Here is an 18535-nt window from a genome sequence, read left to right on the forward strand (position 1 = left end):
ACAATGCGCACCACGCGCATCCGCGCGTCCTGGAGTCCCCCGCATGCTGTTGATCGGCGTCGCCGGCACCGAACTGACCGCGCAGGAGCGCGACTGGCTGCAGCACGATGCGGTCGCCGGCGTGATCCTGTTCAAGCGCAACTTCGCCTCGCGCGCGCAGGTGGCCGAGCTGGCCGCCGCCATCCGCGAGGCGGCGCCGCGCCCGCAGCTGGTCTGCGTGGACCAGGAAGGCGGCCGCGTGCAGCGCTTCCGCGAGGGTTACAGCGACCTGCCGCCGCTGCAGCGGATCGGCGAGCTGTACGCGCGCGACCGCGAGGCCGCCCTGGCCCTGGCCGAGGAGCACGCCTGGCTGATGGCCAGCGAGATCCGCGCCAGCGGCGTGGACCTGAGCTTCGCCCCGGTGGCCGACCTGGGCCGCGGCAACCTCGCCATCGGCGACCGTGCCTTCGGCCCCGACCCGCAAGCGGTGGCCGAGCTGGTCCGCGCCTACGTGCGCGGCATGCACTCGGTGGGCATGGCCGCCACCCTCAAGCACTTCCCCGGGCACGGCACCGTGCTGGAGGACACCCACGTCGACCACGCGGTGGACCCGCGCCGGCTGCAGGCGCTGCGCGGCGAGGACCTGGTGCCGTTCGTCGCCGGGATCGAGGCCGGCGCCGACGCGGTGATGATGGCCCACGTGCAGTACCCGGCCATCGCCCCGGACCCGGCAGGCTATTCGCCGTTCTGGATCGGGCAGTTCCTGCGCGGCGAACTGGGCTTCCGCGGCGTGGTGTTCTCCGACGACATCGGCATGGCCGCCGCGCACGCCGCCGGCGGGGTGCGCGCCCGCGTGCTGGCGCACCTGGACGCCGGCTGCGACGTGGTCCTGGTCTGCCATCCCGAACTGGTCGCCGAATCGCTGCAGGCGGTGCGCGACCGCCCCCTCAACACCGCCGCGCTGCTGGGCCTGCTCGGCCGCGGCGCGCTGGGCTGGGACGGCCTGCTGGCCGACGCCCGCCATGCCGGCGCCCGCGCGCGCCTGCCCTCCTCCGCCGCCTGAGCGCCCACTTACCGCCCTCCTTCCTGTAGCCTGACCCGATGTCCACTCCGCTCATCATTTCCGAAGTCCTCGCCAAGTCCGACCTGCTGGTCGACCGGCCCACCATCGACGCGGCCATCGCCCGCATGGCCGACGAGATCGCCCGCGACTACATCGGCGACGTCCCGGCCGACCGCCTCGGCGACAGCTTCGTCCCGGTGTTCCTGACCGTGATGCACGGCGGCATGCTGTTCGCCGGCCAGCTCGCCCTGGAGCTGGGCAAGCGCGGCCTGGACCTGCAGTTCGATTACATGCATGCCACCCGCTACCGCGGCCAGAACCAGGGCGGCGAGCTGGTGTGGAAACACCGCCCGGCCACCTCGCTGTACGGCCGCCGGGTGCTGATCGCCGACGACATCCTCGACGAGGGCCAGACCCTGAAGGAAGTGCGCCGCTGGTGCATCGAGCAGGGCGCCACCGACGTGCGCATCGCCGCGCTGACGGTCAAGGACCACGACCGCTGCGTGGAGGGCGTGCGCGCCGACTACGCCGGCCTGCACCTGCCGGACCGCTACGTGTTCGGCTTCGGCATGGACTACTACGAGCAGGGCCGCAACCTGCCGGCCATCTACGCGCTGAAGGACTGAGCCGTGGCGCTGGACCTGGCCGTGATCGGCGGCACCGGCGTGTACCGCCTGGCCGCCCTGGAAGACGTCGAGTCGCGCAGCTTCCAAACCCCCTACGGCGCCCCGTCCGGGCCGGTCCGCATCGGCCGCCTGGGCGGTGCGCGGGTGGCCTTCCTCGCCCGCCACGGCGAAGGCCACGCGCTGCCGCCGCACCGGGTGAACTACCGCGCCAACCTGCATGCCCTGCACCAGGCCGGCGCGCGCCGGGTGCTGGCGCTGAACACCGTCGGCGGCATCACCGAGGCCTACGGGCCGCGCGTGCTGGCCTGCCCTGACCAGCTGATCGACTACACCTGGGGCCGCGCCTCCACCTTCTGGGACGGCGAAGGCGAGCCGCTGCACGTGGACTTCGGCCAGCCCTACAGCCCGCAACTGCGCGGCAAGGTGCTGGCGGCCGCGCGCGCGGCCGGGATCGAGGTCGTGGACGGCGGCTGCTACGGCGCCACCCAGGGGCCGCGCCTGGAGACCAATGCGGAAATCGCCCGCATGCGCCGCGACGGTTGCGACCTGGTCGGCATGACCGGGATGCCCGAGGCTGCGCTGGCCCGCGAGCTGGGCCTGGAGTACGCCTGCCTGGCGATCGTGGCCAACTGGGCGGCCGGCTGCGGCGACGCGGCGGAGATCACCCTGGAGGAAGTGCTGGAGAACGTGGCGGCCGCTTCGGCCGGGCTTCCGCAGCTGATCCAGGCGCTGTTGCAGGCCGGCTGATTCACGAAGTTACCGGTAACAAGCGAAACCTATTGATCAAACTGATTGTCAGTTGGCCCCGGTATTTGCATACTCGCGCTCGCGACGGCAGTCGCATCTCCATCAAACGCAAGGATTACGCAGCATCATGGCCAACGGCACCGTCAAGTGGTTCAACGACGCCAAGGGATTTGGCTTTATCTCGCCGGAAGACGGGAGCGCGGATGTCTTCGCGCACTTTTCCGCGATCAACGCCAAGGGCTTCCGCTCGCTGAGGGAAGGCCAGCGCGTGAGCTACGAGGTCACCCAGGGCCCCAAGGGCGCCCAGGCGTCCAACATCACTCCGCTGGACTGATCCACCCGGATCTCCAGGCAAAGGAAAAACCCCGCCTTCCGGCGGGGTTTTTTCATGCCCCGGGTCACGGCGGGGTCACCGTGACCTGGGCCGGGCGCGCCGCGCCGGTGCCGCGCAGCGCCGGCTGGTACATGTCCTCCACCTGCGGCGGCGGCACGGCATAGGTACCGGGGGTGACCGCGCGCACCAGGTAGTACAGCCGCGCGCGTCCGCCCTCGCCCAGCGAGATCGCCGCGACATAGCGGTCGTCGCGGTACTCCTCGTGGCGGATGTCGGCCTCGCCGGCGCGCCCGGACAGGGCGACGCCCTCGATGCTGATGCCTTCCCATTGCGCGGCGTCGCCAAGGTTGAGGTTCTCCGCCTCCAGCCCGGCCGGCAGCAGGTCGGTGACCAGCGCATCGGGCATGGGCTGCCCGGCTTCCACCGTCAGCCGCGCCACCAGCACCTGGCCCTCCTTCAGCGTGCCGCCGCTCCAGCGGCGGCCATCGGGCCAGAACCAGTCGCGGCTGATGCCAGCCACGCTGCGCTCCTCCACCGGTGCCTGGCGCGGCACGCCGGCCACCTCGATGCTGGCGTAGTACGGGCCACCCTCGGCCTGGAAGCGGGCGCCGGCAGCCAGTGCCACCGCGTCCAGGCTGCGCGCGAACACCGCCGCCGGTTCCACGGCCTGCACCTGGCCGCCAGCACGCCACTGCCCGGCGACCTTGCGCCCGTCGCCGGCCTGCAGGGCGCGGCCCAGGCGCGCGATCGCCATCTGCTCCTGGGTGCTCAGCCACAGGCGGCCGCTGCCGTCGGCCGCGCGCCTGGCCTGCAGCGCGCGCGCCACCTCCATCGCCCGCGCGTCGAACTTCGCGTCGGCGCGGTCGCGCTCGTGCAGCAGCGCGACCATCAGGGCGTCGTCGCGGATCGCGCTGCTGTAGTCGCCGGTCCAGCGCGGACGCTTGCGCGGATCCAGGGCGAAGCCGTCGGCAATCGCGGCATCGCCGCGGCGGACGTCACCCTGCAGGGCCAGCGCCAGGCCCAGCTGGACCAGCGGCAGGCCGGTGAGGCTGCGTCCCTTCTCCTGGTCGTACAGCGCGCGCAGCGTGCCCAGCGGCGCGCGGTTGACCCGCGCCAGCACGTAGCCGGCATGGGCCCGGTAAGCGAAGCGCAGGTGCTCGCGGTGCTCGCGCCCGTAGAACTGCGGGTCGCCGGACAGCAGGTCCTCGGACAGGCGGTCCAGCGCCTTCTGCAAGGCGCCAGCCGGAACCACGAAGCCGGCCTCCCGCGCGTCGAGCAGGAACTCGGCGATGTACGGGGTCAGCGCCGGCTCGGCGCCGCCCTCCCCGCCCCACATCGAGAAGTGGCCACCGGCGGTCTGCATCGCCACCAGGCGCCCGATCGCGCCCTCCACCCGCGCGCGTCGCTGCTCGGCCGGCAGCGACGGCCCGCCCAGGCGGTCGGCGGTGCGCGGATCCATCAGCAGCGCGGCGTACCCCTTGCTGGTGGTTTGTTCTGCGCAGCCGTAGGGGTAGTCGAGCAGGCCCTGCAGGGCGCTGGCGTAGGGGATCGGCGGGCCCGCGCTGATGCGCAGGCGCAAGTCCACGGTATCCGGCAGCAGGCCTTCGGCCAGGGCCGGGTCCAGCACCAGCGTGGCGCCGTCCTCCAGCACCCGGGTCTGCGCGCGCAGCACCGCCGACCAAGCCGGGCGCACCGGCAGCTCGTGGCGGCGGTCGACGCTGTAGCCGCCGCCGTCCACGCGCACGCGCACCCTGGCCACGGCGCTGCCCGGGCGCGCGTCGAGCGGGAATTCCAGGGTCGCCTTGGCGCCGTCCTCCAGGCGGATGCGGCGCTCGCCGTTGCCGACCTGCAGCGGGCCCTCGCCGTCCACCCGCACCCGGAACTCGCCGGCACTGCCGCTGAAGTTCTGCACGTCCAGGCTCAAGGTGCCGCGGTCACCCGGGGCCAGCACCCGCGGCATGCCGGCCTCGGCCACCACCGGCGCGCGCACCAGCACCTCGGCATCGCGCTTGCCGTAGTGGGCGTCGGCGTAGACCAGGGCCGAGACCCGCAGGGTGCCGTTGAAGTCCGGCAACGGCAGCGCGATCCGCGCGTTGCCGTTGGCGTCCAGCCGCACCGGGCCTGAGAACAGGTCCACGGTCTGCACCCGCGCCGTCGGCCGGCGCGCCTGCGGCAGCGCCGCCAGGGCCATGTCGCCGCCGAAGCGCAGGCGTGCGGTGCCGCCCTCGTAGCTGCCGATCACCCGGCCGTAAACGTCGTAGGCGTCGGTGCCCAGGCGGCGCTGGCCGAAGAAGTGCGCGGCGGCGTCCGGCACCGGGAAGCGGGTGATGTTGATGATGCCGGCGTCCACCGCCGACACGGTCACGTGGGCCAGCTTGCCGGCCAGTTGCGGCACGCTGACCGTCACCGGCAGGTCCTGCTGCGGGCGGACCTGCTCCGGCACCCTCAGGCCGACGGCGACGCGCCGCTCGTCGCGGCGCATCGGCACGTGGACCACGCCCACCGCGCGCGCCGGGGCGACCAGCGCATCGGCCGCGGACGGGCGGAACACCAGCGCGGTGATGTAGACGTCGTGCCGCTCCCAGTCCTCCGTCACCGGGATCTCGAACGTCGCCGCGGCCTTGCCGGGCTGGCCACGCACCTCGATGTCGTGCACGTACAGCAGGCGGTCGCTCTCCACCAGCAGCACGCCGCGGCCGGCATGCGGCGGGGTGACGGTGACCTTGAGTGTGTCACCGGCACGGTAGGCAGTGCGGTCCAGGGCCAGCTTGACCTTGTCCGGGCGCGCGTCCGGGCCGCGGTTGTCGTCGCCCCAGCTCCAGCCGGCGTGGAATGGATAGCGCATGGTCAGGCCGGTGGCCGGGTCGAACACGTCGATCCGGTACTCGCCCCAGGCCACCGGCACCTCGAAGCGCACCGGGCCGGCGCCGGCGTCGAGGGTTCGGGTTTCCACGTTCTCGAAGCGGCGGGTGAAGTCGTAGTTCCAGCCACCCTCGTCGTCGTGGCGCCAGTGGTAGTCGCGCAGCTCGCGCACCAGGGTCAGCTGCAACCCTTTGCCCGGCTGCGGCCTGCCCTGCGCATCCACCCGCACCAGTTCGAAGCCGGCGTTGGCCTCGGCCGGGGCGCCCTCCTCCGGCTCGAACAGCGGGCGCACGCCGACCAGCGCCGGCGCCGGCCACAGCACGCGCTGCAGGCTGCGCGCGACCGGGCGCCCGCCGCTTTCGTGTACCTCGCCGAGCACGGTCACCTTCACCGGGGTCTTCGCGCGCGCCGCCTCCTCCGGCAACGCGAGCTCGGCCTCGAGGCGGCCCTGGGGATCGAACTGGGTGTCCAGCACCTCGCGCGGCCCGCCCGGCAGCTCGGCGGTGGCGTCGCCGAAGGCGTAGCCCGGCCAGCCGGCCACCGGCTCGCGCGCCACCGCCAGCGCCATGCGCGCGGTGAAGCGGTTGCCCGCCGCCGGCGCGCCGTACAGGTAGGCGGCCTCGGCACGCAGCCGCAGCGGCGCGCCCGGGGCCAGTGTGTCGCCGGCGCTGGCCGTGGCCAGGTCCAGCTTCAGGCGTTCGGGCAGGAATTCCTCGATGCGCAGGCTCATGCCCTGCACCGCCGGGCCCTCGGCCGGGTCGGTGCGGAACTCCACCTGCCAGCGCCCGGTCGGCGCGTCCTCCGGGATCGCCAGCTCGAAGGCGTAGTAGCCCTGCGCGCCGGGCTCCAGCCGGGTCTCGCGGAACACGCGCCCGTCCGGCTGCTTCAGGCGCAGGAACAGCGGCTGGCCACCATCCTTCGGCGCCGGCATGGCGCGGCCGTCGAAATCGCGCAGCAGCGCGGAGATGCGCAGGGTCTCGCCCGGCCGGTACAGGTCGCGGCCGGACCAGGCGAACACGTCGAACGGCGCCTGCGCGCGGCCGGCCACGGCGAACTCGGAAAGGTCCAGCGCCGGCTGGTTGAACGGCAGCAGCGACACGTCCTTGCCGCGCCGGGCCACCAGCACGTGGCCGGCGTCCAGGCGGTAGTCCAGCAGCGCGTTGCCGTTGCCATCGGTGGCCGACTTCAGCAGTGGCTGGCCCCTGGCGTCGAGCACGCGCAGTTCCACGCCCTTCAGCGGTGCGCCGTCGCGCAGCGAGGCGGTATGCACGTAGAGCCGGTCGCGGTAGGCACGCGCATGCAGGCCGATGTCGCTGACGGTGAAGAACGCGGTGTCGTAGGAATCCGAATAGCGGCCGACGCGGCGCATGACCGCGAAGTACAGGCCCGGCTGCTGCAGCTCGGCGATGTCCTGCACCGGCAGGTGGCTCACCACCCGCTCGTTGCGTCCGCCGCCGAGCACGAAGCGGTTGAGGTAGGCCGGCTCGGCCAGCTCGCGCAGCGGGGTGCCGTCACCGTAGTCGCGGTCCAGCTCCCAGCCGCCGCGGCGGCCGCCGCGCTGGAACTGGGCGAAGAAGCGCGGCAGCGCGTCCTCGCGCACGCGCAGGAATTCCACGTCGACCTCGTCCACGTTGACCGACACCACCGGCAGGCCGCGGCTTTCGCGCGCCGGCAGCACGCTGCCCTGCGAGGCGAAGCCGGCCACCGGCTCCAGTTCGCCGGTGTGGATGGCCTGCTCCAGCGGCGGCTCCAGGCGGCTGCCGTCGGCGGCCAGCAGCGCGCCGGCGAGGGTCACGGTGTAGTCGCGCGCCGCCTCGACGAAGGGATAGCGCAGCACCTTGCCGTCGTCGGACAGGGTCCAGCCGCTGCCGTCGCGGCCATTGCCGGCCGGCTCCACCTTCAGCAGGGCGTCGAAGTCCTGGGTGCCGACCAACGGCCGGGAGAACTCCAGGGCCAGGGCCAGGCGGCCCTCGTGCTGGTCGGCCCAGGCGCGGACCAGGGCGAAACCGGCCGGCGCCTCGCGCTCGGCCTGCAGCTTCTCGCCGCTGGCCCGGGGCAGCTGGCCACCGGGATCACGCCCGCATCCGGAAGCCAGCAGCGCCGCCAGCACGACCACCATCGCCGCGAACGCGCCGCAGCGGCGCATGCCCCTGTTCCCCATACATCCTCCCGTGGCAGATGCCCCGGAGTATAGGCGGGCGCCGGGGCCGTGGCTCAGCGCGGCTGGCGCCGCGCCAGCACTCCGGCAACCGCTGCAAACAGGCGGTGCATGTCCAGCGGCTGCGGCAGGACCTCGAGCACCGCACCCTCCGGCACCACCGAACGGTCGAACTTCTCGTCCTCGCCGACCAGGATCGCCGGGCCGCGGTAGCCGGACTCGTACATGGTCGACAGCAGGGCGGTGGCCGGGAACAGCGCGATGCTGTTGTCCACCACCACCACGTCCGGCTCGCCGGATTCGGCGAACGAACGCAGGGCCGCGGCGCCGTCGCTGGCCAGCTGCGGGGCGTAGCCCTGGCTGGCCAGGGCGTTGCCCAGCAGCGACAGGCGGGTACCGTCGCGGAACACGATCAGGATGCGCTCGCCCTGCCCCGGCACCACCGGTGCCATGCGGGTCTCCTCCTCCGCGGCCTCCGAAGGCAGCGGCAGCCGCACCTCGAAGCGCGTGCCCACGCCCGGGGTGCTGCTCACCCCGATGCTGCCGCCCATGCCCTCGACGATGCGCCGGCACGAGACCAGGCCCAGGCCAGTGCCGTCGCTCTTGGTGGTGAAGAACGGGGTGAACAGCTGCTCCAGGGTGCGCTGGTCCATGCCCACGCCGGTGTCGCTGACGCTCAGCACCACCTGCTCGCCGTCCACCGCCGCCGCCAATTCCAGCCGTCCGCCATTGGGCATGGCCTGCACCGCGTTGAGGCACAGGTTGAGCAGGCACTGCTGCAGCTCGGTGTAGTTGCCGTGCAGTTCCACCGCGGGGTCCTCGAGCTCCTGCTCGAACTGCACGGTGCGCGGCAGGCTGCCCTTGAGCAGCAGCGCCACGGCGTGGAACAGGTCGGCCACGCGGAAGCGCTCGCTGGCCCGGCGCGAGCCGCGCACGAAGGACAGCATGGACTCGGCCATCTCGTGGCCACGGCGGCCGCACTCGGCCACCACCGCGGCCAGCTGCTTCAGGCGCGGGTCGTCGCTGCGCTGGGCGATCAGGTCCGGGACGATCAGCAACGGCTGCAGGATGTTGCGCAGGTCGTGGCTGAGGCCGGCGGCCAGCAGCGACAGGCTCTCCAGGCGCTGGGTGCGCATCAGTTCGCGCTCGGCGCGCTGGCGCTCGGCCTCGGTGCGCGCCTCGCGCAGGGCGCGCTCCACCGCCGCCGGCAGGCGCGCGCTGCTGTGCTTGAGGATGTAGTCGCTGGCGCCCTCGCGCAGGGCGGCCACGGCCACGTCCTCGCCGATGGTGCCGGAGACGAAGATGAAGGGCACCTGCGGCGAGTGCTCGCGCACGATCTGCAGGGCGTCGTGCCCGGAGAAGCCGGGCATGCTCAGGTCCGACAGCACGATGTCCGGCTTGAACCCGGCCAGCGCCTCGCGCAGGCCCTCCTCGTCCTCGACCCGCAGGTACTCGGCGTTGAGGTGCGCGTCCTCCAGCTGGAAGCGGATCAGCTCCGCGTCCTCGGGAGAGTCCTCGATGAACAGGACCCTGACCTTGGCGTCGCGGCTTATGGCACGCAGCGGCATCGGCTCAACCTTCGATATCCGGCGTGGCGTTGATGACCGCCCAGAACTGGCCCAGGGTCTTGACCGCGCCGAAGAACTGGTCGATGTCCACCGGCTTGACCACGTAGGCGTTCACGCCCAGGTCCCAGCTCCTGGCCAGGTCGCTCTCCTCGCGCGAGGACGACAGGATCACCACCGGAAGGCGGCGCAGCTTGTCGTTGGCGCGGATACGCTGCAGCACCTCCAGCCCGTCCATGCGCGGCATCTTGATGTCCAGCAGCAGCACCGCCGGGTTCTCGTCGGGGCGGTCGGCGAACCTGCCGGTGCGCTCCAGGTACTCCATCGCCTCGACCCCGTCCTCCACGTGGACGATCGGATTGGCGAGGTTGGCTTCGCGCAGGGCGTCGATCGCCATTTCGGCGTCGGCTGCGCTGTCTTCGGCCAGCAGGATGGTGCGGATGGCGCTCATGCGTTGAAGCTCCCGGACGTCGTGGAATCCTGCGCGGGCAGGATGAAGTGGAAGGTAGCACCCTTGCCGGGCTCGGATTCGGCCCAGATGCGGCCGCCATGGCGGCCCAGCACGCGGCGCACGCTGGCCAGGCCGATGCCCGTTCCGGGGTATTCGCTGGCCTTGTGCAGGCGCTGGAACACGCCGAACAGCTTGGCGGCGTAGGCCATGTCGAAGCCCACGCCATTGTCGCGCACGGTGAAGTGGTGGCCGCCCTCGGGGGTGGGTTCGCAACCGACCTCGATCACCGCCGGCTCGCTGTGGGCCGAGTACTTGACCGCATTGCCCAGCAGGTTGAGCCACAGCTGCCGCATCATGTTCTCGTCGGCCACCACGATCGGCAACGGCGCGATCCGCCATTCGATCCGGTGCAGCGGACGAACGCTCTCCTCGGCGTCGACCGCGCTGCCGGTGTCCAGCACCGCCCGGGTCTCCTCCACCAGCGACTGCATGTCCACCGCCTGCAGCTTCAGCGCGCTGCGGCCCAGGCGCGAGTACACCAGCAGGTCGTCGATCAGCGAGGACATGCGCCGCGCCGAGCTGCTGATCACGTCGAGGTAGTGGCGGCCGCGGTCGTCCAGCGAATCGCCCATGTGGCGGGCCAGCTTGTCGGCGAAGCCGGCCACGTGCCGCAGCGGCGCGCGCAGGTCGTGCGAGACCGAGTAGCTGAAGGCCTCCAGCTCGCGGTTGACCTCCGAGACCTGCTCGACCTTGCCTTCCAGCTGGCGGTTGAGGTCGGCGATGCGCTGCTGCGCCGCCTTCTGCGCGGTGATGTCGCTGACGGTCATCAGCACCACGTCGTCGGCGCGGTCCGGCAGATGCATGCGGCGCGCGTTGATCAGCATGGTGCGGGTCTGGCCGTCGGCGGTGCGCTGCACGTGTTCGTAGTCCCACAGCTCGCGGTCGCGGCTGAGCACGTCGGCCAGGCGTTGCAGCACCACCGGGTCGTCCCAGGAGCCGCTGCCCACCTCCTGCAGGCGCACGTGCGCGGCGTCCGTGCCGGCGGGCTGGCCGTACAGCTCGGAAAACGCGGCGTTGTGCATCAGCACCCGCTGCTGGCCGTCCAGCAGCACGATCGGCTCGCGCACGGTCTGCAGCACCGCCAGCGCGCGGGCGCTGGCGCGCGCCAGGGCCTCCTCCGAGGCCGTGCGCCGCGCCTCCTGGCGGTACAGCATCCAGAACACGCCACCGGTCAGCAGGACCTGCACCAGCAGGGCCACGAACGCCAGCCAGCGCGCGCGGTCGCGCTGGGAGTCGGCGTACGCCGAGCGCTCCGACAGCAGGGTGTACTCGTTCTGGATGAATTCCGCGAACAGGTCGCGGATCTGGTAGCGGCCGTACATCTCGTCGATCGCGCCGAGCCGCTGCGCCTCCTCGGCCGGCGCGTCGACCAGGCCGCGCACCAGCTCCAGGCGCTGCCGGATAAGGGTGCGCAGGCGCCCGATCAGCTGCTGCTGGTCGGGGTTGTCGCGGGTCAGCTCGGCCAGGCGCTCCAGCGCCGGATCCAGTTCGGCCAGGTCCAGCGCCAGGCGCCGCCGCAGCTGCGGGCTGTCGGCGCCGCTGCTGATGGCGAAGGCCAGGGAATCGATCTCGCGGACCAGGGCGTGCAGGCGCTGGCTGCTGGCCTCCACCTGCAGGCTGTGCTGCACGTGGCGGTCGGCGTCATCGCTGTAGTTGGTCCACTCCCGGACCAGCAGGAACGGCACCAGCAGGATCAGCAAGGCCGCAGAAACCAGCAGCGGCAGGCGCCAGCGGATGTACCTGGGTGGGATGGCTCCCGGCAAGTTCCAACTCCCTGTTCGCGGCCAACACCGTGAGACGCTCCCGATGATGCGGCCAAATCGGGGCATTGTTAAGGCCCGCGTGAACGCGGCATGCAAAAAGGCCGGCTTGGCAGCCGGCCTTTCCTGGAAGCTGGTGGGCGGTGCAGGGATCGAACCTGCGACCCTTGCCGTGTGAAGGCAATGCTCTACCGCTGAGCTAACCGCCCGGGTTTTCCTCCGCACCAGTCGGTGCGGGCTGCGCATGTTAAAGGGGCGTCGCGGAAAGGTCAACGGTTTTCGCGCCGGCTTCGTCCCGCGGCATCTGCCGGTCGATCCGCGCGCGGTGGCTCGTGCGCGTTGGCCATCCGGCCGGGGCATCCATCCATCGCCCTGCCCCGGAGCCGGACAGCCACCACGGCGCCGTCGCACGGAGCCGGGCGCGGCCGGGACACACCGTGCCTGGTTGCGGTCGCACGCTGGCCTGCCCGATGGCGGCACGGCCCGCGCGACGGTCCGGGGCCGTGGCCGCGCCTAGCCGGGCAACTTCCACTGTGGTTCCACCGCGCGCATCAGCCCGCCGATCCAGTCGGCGAAGGCGCGCACCGTCGGCGACAGGTGGCGGTTCTGCGGATACATCAGCGACAAGGGCACGGTCGGCGCCTTCAGTTCCGGCAACACCCGCCGCAGGCGCCCGCTGCGCAGGTGCGGGACCACCATGTAGCTGGCCGCCCGGACCAGTCCCAGGCCTTCCAGCCCGCAGGCGACGTAGGCATCGGTGTCGTCGACGGTGATGTCCTCGCGCAGCTGCGCCGCGTACTCCTCGCCGTCGACCACCAGGCTCCAGTGCGTGCGGCGGCCGCTGCGGCCGGACAGAAAGCCGACCGCCCGGTGCTGGCGCAGGTCTTCCAGCGAGCGCGGTTCGCCGTACCGCTCCAGGTAGGCCGGCGCGGCGCAGATGACCCACTCGAACCCGGCGATCCGGCGCGCCACGAGCGTGGCCGAATCCCGGGGCACGCCGGCGCGGACCACGCAGTCCACGCCCTCCTGGACGAGGTCGACGGTGCGGTCGCCGAGGGTCAGGGTCAGCTCGACCTCCGGATAGGCGTCCTGGAAGGTCCGGATCGCAGGCAGCACGAACAGCCGGGCGAACGACGGGGTCATGTCCACCCGCAGCCGACCCCGCGGCCGCCCGGCGCTGCCCGGGAACGAGGCTTCCACCGCCTCGATCTCGGCCAGCAGGCGCCGGCAATGGTCGTAGTAGAGGCTGCCGTCGGGGGTCAGGCTGAGGTGCCGGGTGGTGCGCTGGAGCAGGCGCACGCCGAGGTAGTTCTCCAGCTCCTTGACCGCGCGCGTGACCGAGGAAGGCGGAAGCGCCAGGCTGTCGGCCGCCTTGCTGAAGCTGTTGGCCTCGACCACCCGGGCGAACACCTGCATGGCCTGAAGTCGATCCATTCCTCTCCCTCCTCTGCCTGCCGTGCGCCGCGCCGGACGCGCCGGTGGAATGCTAGAACTCCGCCGTTTCCGGGTCGGGCCCCAGGCGTCCGTCGGCGCGGTCCAGCGCCGCCATGCGCGCCAGGTCCTCCCCGTCGAGCGCGAAGTCCCCGATCCGGAAGTTCTCCTCGATGCGCGCCGGACGCGCCGATTTGGAGACCACCAGCAGGCCGTTGTCCAGGTGCCAGCGCAGGACCACCTGGGCCGGGGTCCTGCCGTGCTTGGCCGCCAGTGCCCGGACCACCTGATCGTCGAGCGGCGAGGCCGGGCCGTCCTTCCACACGCCCAGCGGGCTCCAGGACTGGGTGGCGATCCCGGCTTCCCGGTGGAACCGCCGCAGCGCCCGCTGCTGGAAGTACGGATGCAGCTCGACCTGGTTCAACACCGGTACCACCCCGGTCTCGCCGATCAGGCGCTGCAGCTGCGGGATGGCGAAATTGCACACGCCGATGGCGCGCACGCGCCCCTCCTCGCGCAGCCGGACCATCGCCCGCCAGGTATCGACGTAGGCATTGCGGATCCGCGAGGGCCAGTGCATCAGGTACAGGTCGACGTAGTCCAGGCCGAGCCGGTGCAGGCTGGCGTCGAACGCGCGCAGGGTCTGGTCGTAGCCGTGGTGCGTGTTCCAGACCTTGGTCGCCACCATGAGCTGGTCCCGCGCCACGCCCGAAGCGCGGATGCCTTCGCCCACCCCTTCCTCGTTGTAGTAGGCCTCGGCGGTGTCGATCAGGCGGTAGCCGGTGCGCAGGGCGTGGGCGACCAGGGCGGCGCTGGCATCCGGCTCGACCTGCCATACCCCGTAGCCCAGTTGCGGGATGGGCATGCCGGCGCCCGTCGATGGATCGGGAAAGCTCATGTCCGCGGAACCATGTTCGGAAAGTGGGGACCGAGCATAGCCGGCGCCTGCGCAACGATTATTGCCGTGCGTGGAACCCGGTATTCGCGCGCGCGGCGCTGCGCGGCAAATGCCGCTGCGCGCGCGCCTGCGCCGATAATTCCACGCAAGGCAACACAGAAAGCCCGGCCGGCGCCTGTATCGGCGCGTCCCGCGCCCGGAGACTTTGCGCCCCTCTCCCGCGCAGAGCCATGCCATGTCCACCATCCCCCAACGCCGGACGGTCCTGTGGGCCGCAGCCTCCGTACTGGTCGCCGGTGGCGCGGCCGCGGCCCTGCTGGGCAGCCGCGCGCAGCCCGGCCCGGCCCCTGCCCCGCCGATTGTGCAGGTGCAGACCGTCGCCACCCGGCGCGTCACCGACTGGGCGGAATATTCGGGCCGCCTGGAGGCAGTCGGGCAGGTGGAAATCCGCCCGCGGGTCGCAGGCACCCTGCTGGGCGTGCATTTCCACGACGGCCAGCAGGTCCGCGAGGGCGACCTGCTGTACACGATCGACCCGGAGCCGTTCGAGGTCGAGGCCAGGCGGGCGGCGGCGGCGCTGGCCCAGGCCCGGGACCGCCAGCGCTTCACCGCCCTGGAACTGGAACGCGGGCGGCGCCTGCTGGAGGCCAACACCATTTCCCGGCGCGAGTTCGACGCGCTGGAGAACGCGGCGCGCGAGGCCGCCTCGGCGGCGCAGGCGGCACGGGCCAGCGCCGACCGCGCCCGCCTGGACGTGGACTACACCCTCATCCGCGCGCCCATCAGCGGCGGCATCTCGCGCTCGGAGGTGACCGCCGGCAACGTGGTCAAGGCCGGCGGCGATGCCGCCCCGCTGACCTCCATCGTCACCCTCGATCCGATCTACGCCTCGTTCAACGTCGACGAGCAGACCCTGCTGCGCTACCTGGACGCGCGCAAGGGCACCCGGCCGCTGCGGGTGCAGGTCGGCCTGGCCGGCGAGGAAGGCCATCCGCACGCCGGCAGGCTGCATTCGCTGGACAACCAGCTGGACACGCGCTCGGGCACGATCCGCGTGCGCGCGGTGCTGGACAACCCCGACGGGCGCATGATTCCCGGCCTGTAGGCCCGGGTCCGACTGCAGGCCAGCGAGCCCTACCTGGCGGTGCTGGTCGACGAGGCCGCGATCGGGACCGACCAGGACCGCCGTTTCGTGCTGGTGGTCGGCCGGGACGGCCGGGTCGAGTACCGCCAGATCGAACTGGGCAGCCGCCAGGGCGGCCTCCGCGTGGTGCGCAGCGGCCTGGCGCCGGGCGACCAGGTGATCGTCGAGGGCGCGCAGCGGGTGCGCCCGGGTGATGCCGTCGCCGCCGTGCCGGCTTCGCCGCGCGAGGGAGGGCCGCGGCGATGAACCTGTCGCGCTTCTTCATCGACCGGCCGATCTTCGCCGGCGTGGTCTCGGCGCTGATCTTCATCGCCGGCGCCATCGCGATGTTCCGGCTGCCGGTCTCCGAGTACCCGCAGGTGGTCCCGCCCTCGGTCATGGTGCAGGCGCAGTATCCAGGCGCCAACGCCACCACCCTCGCCGAGACCGTCGCCGCGCCGATCGAGGAATCCGTCAACGGCGTGGAGAACATGCTGTACATGCAGTCCCTGGCCAACGCCGACGGCAACCTGTTCCTCACCGTCACCTTCAGGCGGGGCACCGATCCGGACCAGGCCCTGCAATGGGTGCGCAACCGGGTCGAGCAGGCGGTGCCGCGCTTGCCGGAGGAGGTGCAGCGGCTGGGCGTCACCACGACCAAGAGCTCGCCCAACATCACCCTGGCGGTGCACCTGCTGTCCCCGGACGGGCGCTACGACGCCAATTACCTGAGCAACTATGCGATCCGGAACGTGCGCGACCGGCTGGCGCGGATCGACGGCGTGGGCCAGGTCAACCTGTGGGGCCCGGGCGCCTACGCGATGCGCGTGTGGCTGGATCCGGACGCGGTCGCCGCGCGCGGGCTGACCGCGGCCGAGGTGGTGGCCGCGATCCGCGAGCAGAACACCCAGGCGGCGGTGGGCAGCATCGGCGCGGCGCCGGTGCCCGAGGGCACGCCGTTCCAGATGTCGGTCAGCACCGAGGGCCGGCTGCGCACGCCGGAAGAGTTCGGCAACATCGTGTTGCGCGCCGCGCACGACGGCCGCACCACCTTGCTGCGCGATGTCGCCCGGATCGAGATGGCGGCGCAGGAGTACGGCGTGCGCGCCTACCTGGGCAAGGAACCGGCGGTGCCGCTGGCGATCATGGAGGCCCCCGGCGCCAACGCGCTGGACATCGCCGCCAACGTCAGGACGACGATGGAGGAGCTCAAGCGCCAGTTCCCCGAGGGCCTGGACTACGTGATCGTCTACAACCCCACCCGCTCGGTGCAGGCCAGCATCGACGCCGTGGTGCGGACGCTGTTCGAGGCCATCGTCCTGGTGGTGGTCGTGGTGCTCCTGTTCCTGCAGACCTGGCGCGCCTCGATCATCCCGCTGCTCGCGGTGCCGGTGTCGATCGTGGGCACGATGGCCTGCCTGTACCTGTTCGGCTTCTCGATCAACGCGCTGAGCCTGTTCGGCCTGGTGCTGGCGATCGGCATCGTGGTCGACGACGCGATCGTCGTGGTGGAGAACGTCGAGCGCAACATCGCCACCGGACTGGACCCGCGCGAGGCCACCTACCGCGCCATGCGCGAGGTCAGCGGCCCGATCGTCGCCATCGCCCTGACCCTGGTGGCGGTGTTCGTCCCGCTGGCCTTCCTGTCGGGGCTGACCGGCCGCTTCTACCAGCAGTTCGCGGTGACCATCGCCGTGTCCACGGTGCTGTCGGCGATCAACTCGCTGACCCTGTCGCCGGCGCTGTCGGCGCTGCTGCTGAGGCCGCACGGCGCGCGGGCGGACTGGCTGACGCGGGCCATGCACCGGGTCTTCGGCGGCTTCTTCGCCCGCTTCAACCGCGTCTTCAACCGCGGTGCGGAGCGCTACGGCCACGGCGTGGCGCGCCTGGCCGGGCGCAAGACCCTGGTGATGGCGGTGTACGGTCTGCTGCTGCTGGCGACCGCCGCGCTGGGCAAGGTGGTCCCGGGCGGCTTCGTCCCGGCGCAGGACAAGGAGTACCTGATCAGCTTCGTGCAGCTTCCGGCCGGCTCCACCCTGGACCGCACTGATGAGGTGCTGGCGCGGATGACCGACATCGCCCTGGCCGAACCGGGCGTGGCGTCGACCTCGTCCTATGCCGGACTTTCGATCAACGGCACCACCACCAGCTCCAGTTCCGGCCTGGGCTTCATCCTGCTGGAGCCGTTCGCGCAGCGCAAAGGACTCAGCGCCGACGCGATCGCCGCCTCGCTCAACGCCAAGTACGCTGGCCTGGAGAAATCCACCTTCGCCGGGGTGTTCCCGGCCCCGCCGGTGATGGGCATCGGCTCGATGGGCGGGTTCAAGCTGCAGCTGGAGGACCGCGGCAACCTGGGCTACGACGCCCTGCACGCGGCGACCCGCGAGTTCATCGCCGAGGCGGCGAAGGAGCCGGAGCTGACGCCACTGTTCTCCACCTACCAGATCAACGTGCCGCAGCTGCGCGTGGACGTGGACCGGATCAAGGCCAAGCAGCTGGGCATCGCGGTCACGGAGGTGTTCCAGACCCTGCAGGTGTACCTGGGCTCGTTCTACGTCAACGACTTCAACCTGTTCGGGCGCGTCTACCAGGTGCGCGCCCAGGCCGACGCGCCGCACCGCGCGCACCCGGAGGACGTGCTGCAGCTGAAGACGCGCGCGGCCGACGGCCAGATGGTGCCGCTGGCGGCCTTCGCCCGGGTCGGGCAGGCCTACGGCCCGGAGCTGGTCACGCGCTACAACGGCTACACCGCGGCGGACCTCAGCGGAGCCCCGGCCGCGGGCTACTCCTCGTCGCAGGCGATGGCCGCGATCGAGCGCGTGGCCGCGCGCACCCTGCCGCCGGGCATCGGCTTCGAGTGGACCGACCTGACCTACCAGCAGATCATCGCCGGCAACAGCGCGCTGTGGATCTTCCCGCTGTGCGTGCTGCTGGTGCTGCTGGTGCTTGCGGCCCAGTACGAAAGCCTGACCCTGCCGCTGGCGGTGGTGCTGATCGTTCCGATGAGCGTGCTGTCGGCGCTGGCCGGCGTGTGGCTGACCGGCGGCGACAACAACATCTTCACCCAGATCGGCCTGATTGTGCTGGTCGGCCTGGCGTCGAAGAACGCGATCCTGATCGTGGAATTCGCGCGCGAGCTGGAGATGGCCGGGCACGGCACGCTCGACGCCGTGCTCGAGGCCTGCCGGCTGCGCCTGCGCCCGATCCTGATGACCTCGCTGGCCTTCATCATGGGCGTGGTGCCGCTGGTGTTCGCGCACGGCGCGGGCGCGGAGATGCGCCAGGCCATGGGCATCTCCGTGTTCTTCGGGATGCTGGGCGTGACCCTGTTCGGGCTGTTCCTGACCCCGGTGTTCTACCTGGCCATGCGCCGGCTCTCCGGGCGCCCGCTGCATTCGGCGGCCCGCCACGACGCGCCGCGGCTGCCCGTGCATGGCCACCCCACCGACGCCGGCGGCGGGCGGTGAGGCATGGCCCG

General features: G+C 71.9%; 13 protein-coding genes and 1 tRNA gene. 7 read left to right on the forward strand and 7 right to left on the reverse strand.

The annotated features are described in order from the left end of the window. Nucleotides 1–43 precede the first annotated feature (43 nt). The 4 genes from nagZ (at nucleotide 44) to EIM47_RS10115 (ending at nucleotide 2749) form a co-directional block, all read left to right on the forward strand. Nucleotides 44–1042, forward strand: a complete 999-nt coding sequence (gene nagZ, locus EIM47_RS10100) for a beta-N-acetylhexosaminidase (protein WP_125076814.1) — start codon at nucleotides 44–46, stop codon at nucleotides 1040–1042. A gap of 38 nt (nucleotides 1043–1080) precedes the next feature. Further along, the gene (locus tag EIM47_RS10105) at nucleotides 1081–1668 is read left to right on the forward strand and encodes a hypoxanthine-guanine phosphoribosyltransferase (protein WP_125076815.1); all 588 of its coding nucleotides are present in this window, start codon (nucleotides 1081–1083) and stop codon (nucleotides 1666–1668) included. A 15-nt stretch (nucleotides 1669–1683) separates the two neighbouring features. Next, nucleotides 1684–2415 (forward strand): S-methyl-5'-thioinosine phosphorylase, encoded by a 732-nt coding sequence (locus EIM47_RS10110; protein ID WP_037034694.1) that lies wholly within the window; start codon nucleotides 1684–1686, stop codon nucleotides 2413–2415. A gap of 127 nt (nucleotides 2416–2542) precedes the next feature. Continuing rightward, nucleotides 2543–2749 (forward strand): cold-shock protein, encoded by a 207-nt coding sequence (locus EIM47_RS10115; RefSeq protein WP_013535008.1) that lies wholly within the window; start codon nucleotides 2543–2545, stop codon nucleotides 2747–2749. A gap of 64 nt (nucleotides 2750–2813) precedes the next feature. Here EIM47_RS10115 and EIM47_RS10120 read toward each other — a convergent pair whose 3' ends face one another. From EIM47_RS10120 to EIM47_RS10150, 7 genes are all read right to left on the reverse strand, one after another. Then, complete coding sequence (locus EIM47_RS10120) at nucleotides 2814–7757, reverse strand: alpha-2-macroglobulin (RefSeq protein WP_125076816.1); 4944 nt, start codon at nucleotides 7755–7757, stop codon at nucleotides 2814–2816. A gap of 68 nt (nucleotides 7758–7825) precedes the next feature. Next, nucleotides 7826–9337 (reverse strand): ATP-binding protein, encoded by a 1512-nt coding sequence (locus tag EIM47_RS10125; RefSeq protein ID WP_019399366.1) that lies wholly within the window; start codon nucleotides 9335–9337, stop codon nucleotides 7826–7828. Between the two features lie 4 nt (nucleotides 9338–9341). After that, complete coding sequence (locus EIM47_RS10130; protein ID WP_125076817.1) at nucleotides 9342–9785, reverse strand: response regulator; 444 nt, start codon at nucleotides 9783–9785, stop codon at nucleotides 9342–9344. Further along, a complete protein-coding gene (locus EIM47_RS10135) occupies nucleotides 9782–11608 on the reverse strand; it encodes an ATP-binding protein (RefSeq protein ID WP_164514584.1) in 1827 nt (608 codons plus the stop codon). The genes EIM47_RS10130 and EIM47_RS10135 overlap by 4 nt, the downstream gene beginning before the upstream one ends. A 131-nt stretch (nucleotides 11609–11739) precedes the next feature. Beyond that, nucleotides 11740–11814: transfer RNA gene (locus EIM47_RS10140), tRNA-Val, on the reverse strand. Between the two features lie 304 nt (nucleotides 11815–12118). Continuing rightward, nucleotides 12119–13039 carry a LysR family transcriptional regulator gene (locus EIM47_RS10145; protein WP_028914916.1) on the reverse strand — a complete coding sequence of 307 codons (921 nt, stop codon included), beginning with the start codon at nucleotides 13037–13039 and terminating at the stop codon, nucleotides 12119–12121. 52 nt (nucleotides 13040–13091) lie between these two features. Then, the gene (locus EIM47_RS10150; protein ID WP_125076819.1) at nucleotides 13092–13901 is read right to left on the reverse strand and encodes an aldo/keto reductase; all 810 of its coding nucleotides are present in this window, start codon (nucleotides 13899–13901) and stop codon (nucleotides 13092–13094) included. 268 nt (nucleotides 13902–14169) lie between these two features. Here EIM47_RS10150 and EIM47_RS10155 point away from each other — a divergent pair, with 268 nt between their 5' ends. From EIM47_RS10155 to EIM47_RS10160, 3 genes are read left to right on the forward strand one after another with little or no spacing between them, the layout of a single operon-like run. After that, nucleotides 14170–15039, forward strand: a complete 870-nt coding sequence (locus EIM47_RS10155) for an efflux RND transporter periplasmic adaptor subunit (RefSeq protein WP_205948711.1) — start codon at nucleotides 14170–14172, stop codon at nucleotides 15037–15039. 39 nt (nucleotides 15040–15078) lie between these two features. Next, nucleotides 15079–15324: a hypothetical protein gene (locus EIM47_RS15755; protein ID WP_205948712.1), complete on the forward strand. Its 246-nt coding sequence runs from the start codon at nucleotides 15079–15081 to the stop codon at nucleotides 15322–15324. Continuing rightward, nucleotides 15321–18524 carry a multidrug efflux RND transporter permease subunit gene (locus EIM47_RS10160; RefSeq protein ID WP_125076820.1) on the forward strand — a complete coding sequence of 1068 codons (3204 nt, stop codon included), beginning with the start codon at nucleotides 15321–15323 and terminating at the stop codon, nucleotides 18522–18524. The genes EIM47_RS15755 and EIM47_RS10160 overlap by 4 nt, the downstream gene beginning before the upstream one ends. Nucleotides 18525–18535: the final 11 nt, after the last annotated feature.

Source organism: Pseudoxanthomonas sp. SGT-18 (genome assembly GCF_003931645.1).
Lineage (GTDB): Bacteria > Pseudomonadota > Gammaproteobacteria > Xanthomonadales > Xanthomonadaceae > Pseudoxanthomonas.

What these genes read in the sequence shown, in the direction of transcription:
- EIM47_RS10125 (WP_019399366.1), bottom strand. Translation starts at nt 9,337, where the DNA reads ATGCCGCTGCGTGCCATAAGCCGCGACGCCAAGGTCAGGGTCCTGTTC.
- EIM47_RS10145 (WP_028914916.1), bottom strand. Translation starts at nt 13,039, where the DNA reads ATGGATCGACTTCAGGCCATGCAGGTGTTCGCCCGGGTGGTCGAGGCC.
- EIM47_RS10155 (WP_205948711.1), top strand. Translation starts at nt 14,170, where the DNA reads ATGTCCACCATCCCCCAACGCCGGACGGTCCTGTGGGCCGCAGCCTCC.
- EIM47_RS10120 (WP_125076816.1), bottom strand. Translation starts at nt 7,757, where the DNA reads ATGCGCCGCTGCGGCGCGTTCGCGGCGATGGTGGTCGTGCTGGCGGCG.
- nagZ (WP_125076814.1), top strand. Translation starts at nt 44, where the DNA reads ATGCTGTTGATCGGCGTCGCCGGCACCGAACTGACCGCGCAGGAGCGC.
- EIM47_RS10150 (WP_125076819.1), bottom strand. Translation starts at nt 13,901, where the DNA reads ATGCCCATCCCGCAACTGGGCTACGGGGTATGGCAGGTCGAGCCGGAT.
- EIM47_RS10130 (WP_125076817.1), bottom strand. Translation starts at nt 9,785, where the DNA reads ATGAGCGCCATCCGCACCATCCTGCTGGCCGAAGACAGCGCAGCCGAC.
- EIM47_RS10115 (WP_013535008.1), top strand. Translation starts at nt 2,543, where the DNA reads ATGGCCAACGGCACCGTCAAGTGGTTCAACGACGCCAAGGGATTTGGC.
- EIM47_RS10105 (WP_125076815.1), top strand. Translation starts at nt 1,081, where the DNA reads ATGTCCACTCCGCTCATCATTTCCGAAGTCCTCGCCAAGTCCGACCTG.
- EIM47_RS10160 (WP_125076820.1), top strand. Translation starts at nt 15,321, where the DNA reads ATGAACCTGTCGCGCTTCTTCATCGACCGGCCGATCTTCGCCGGCGTG.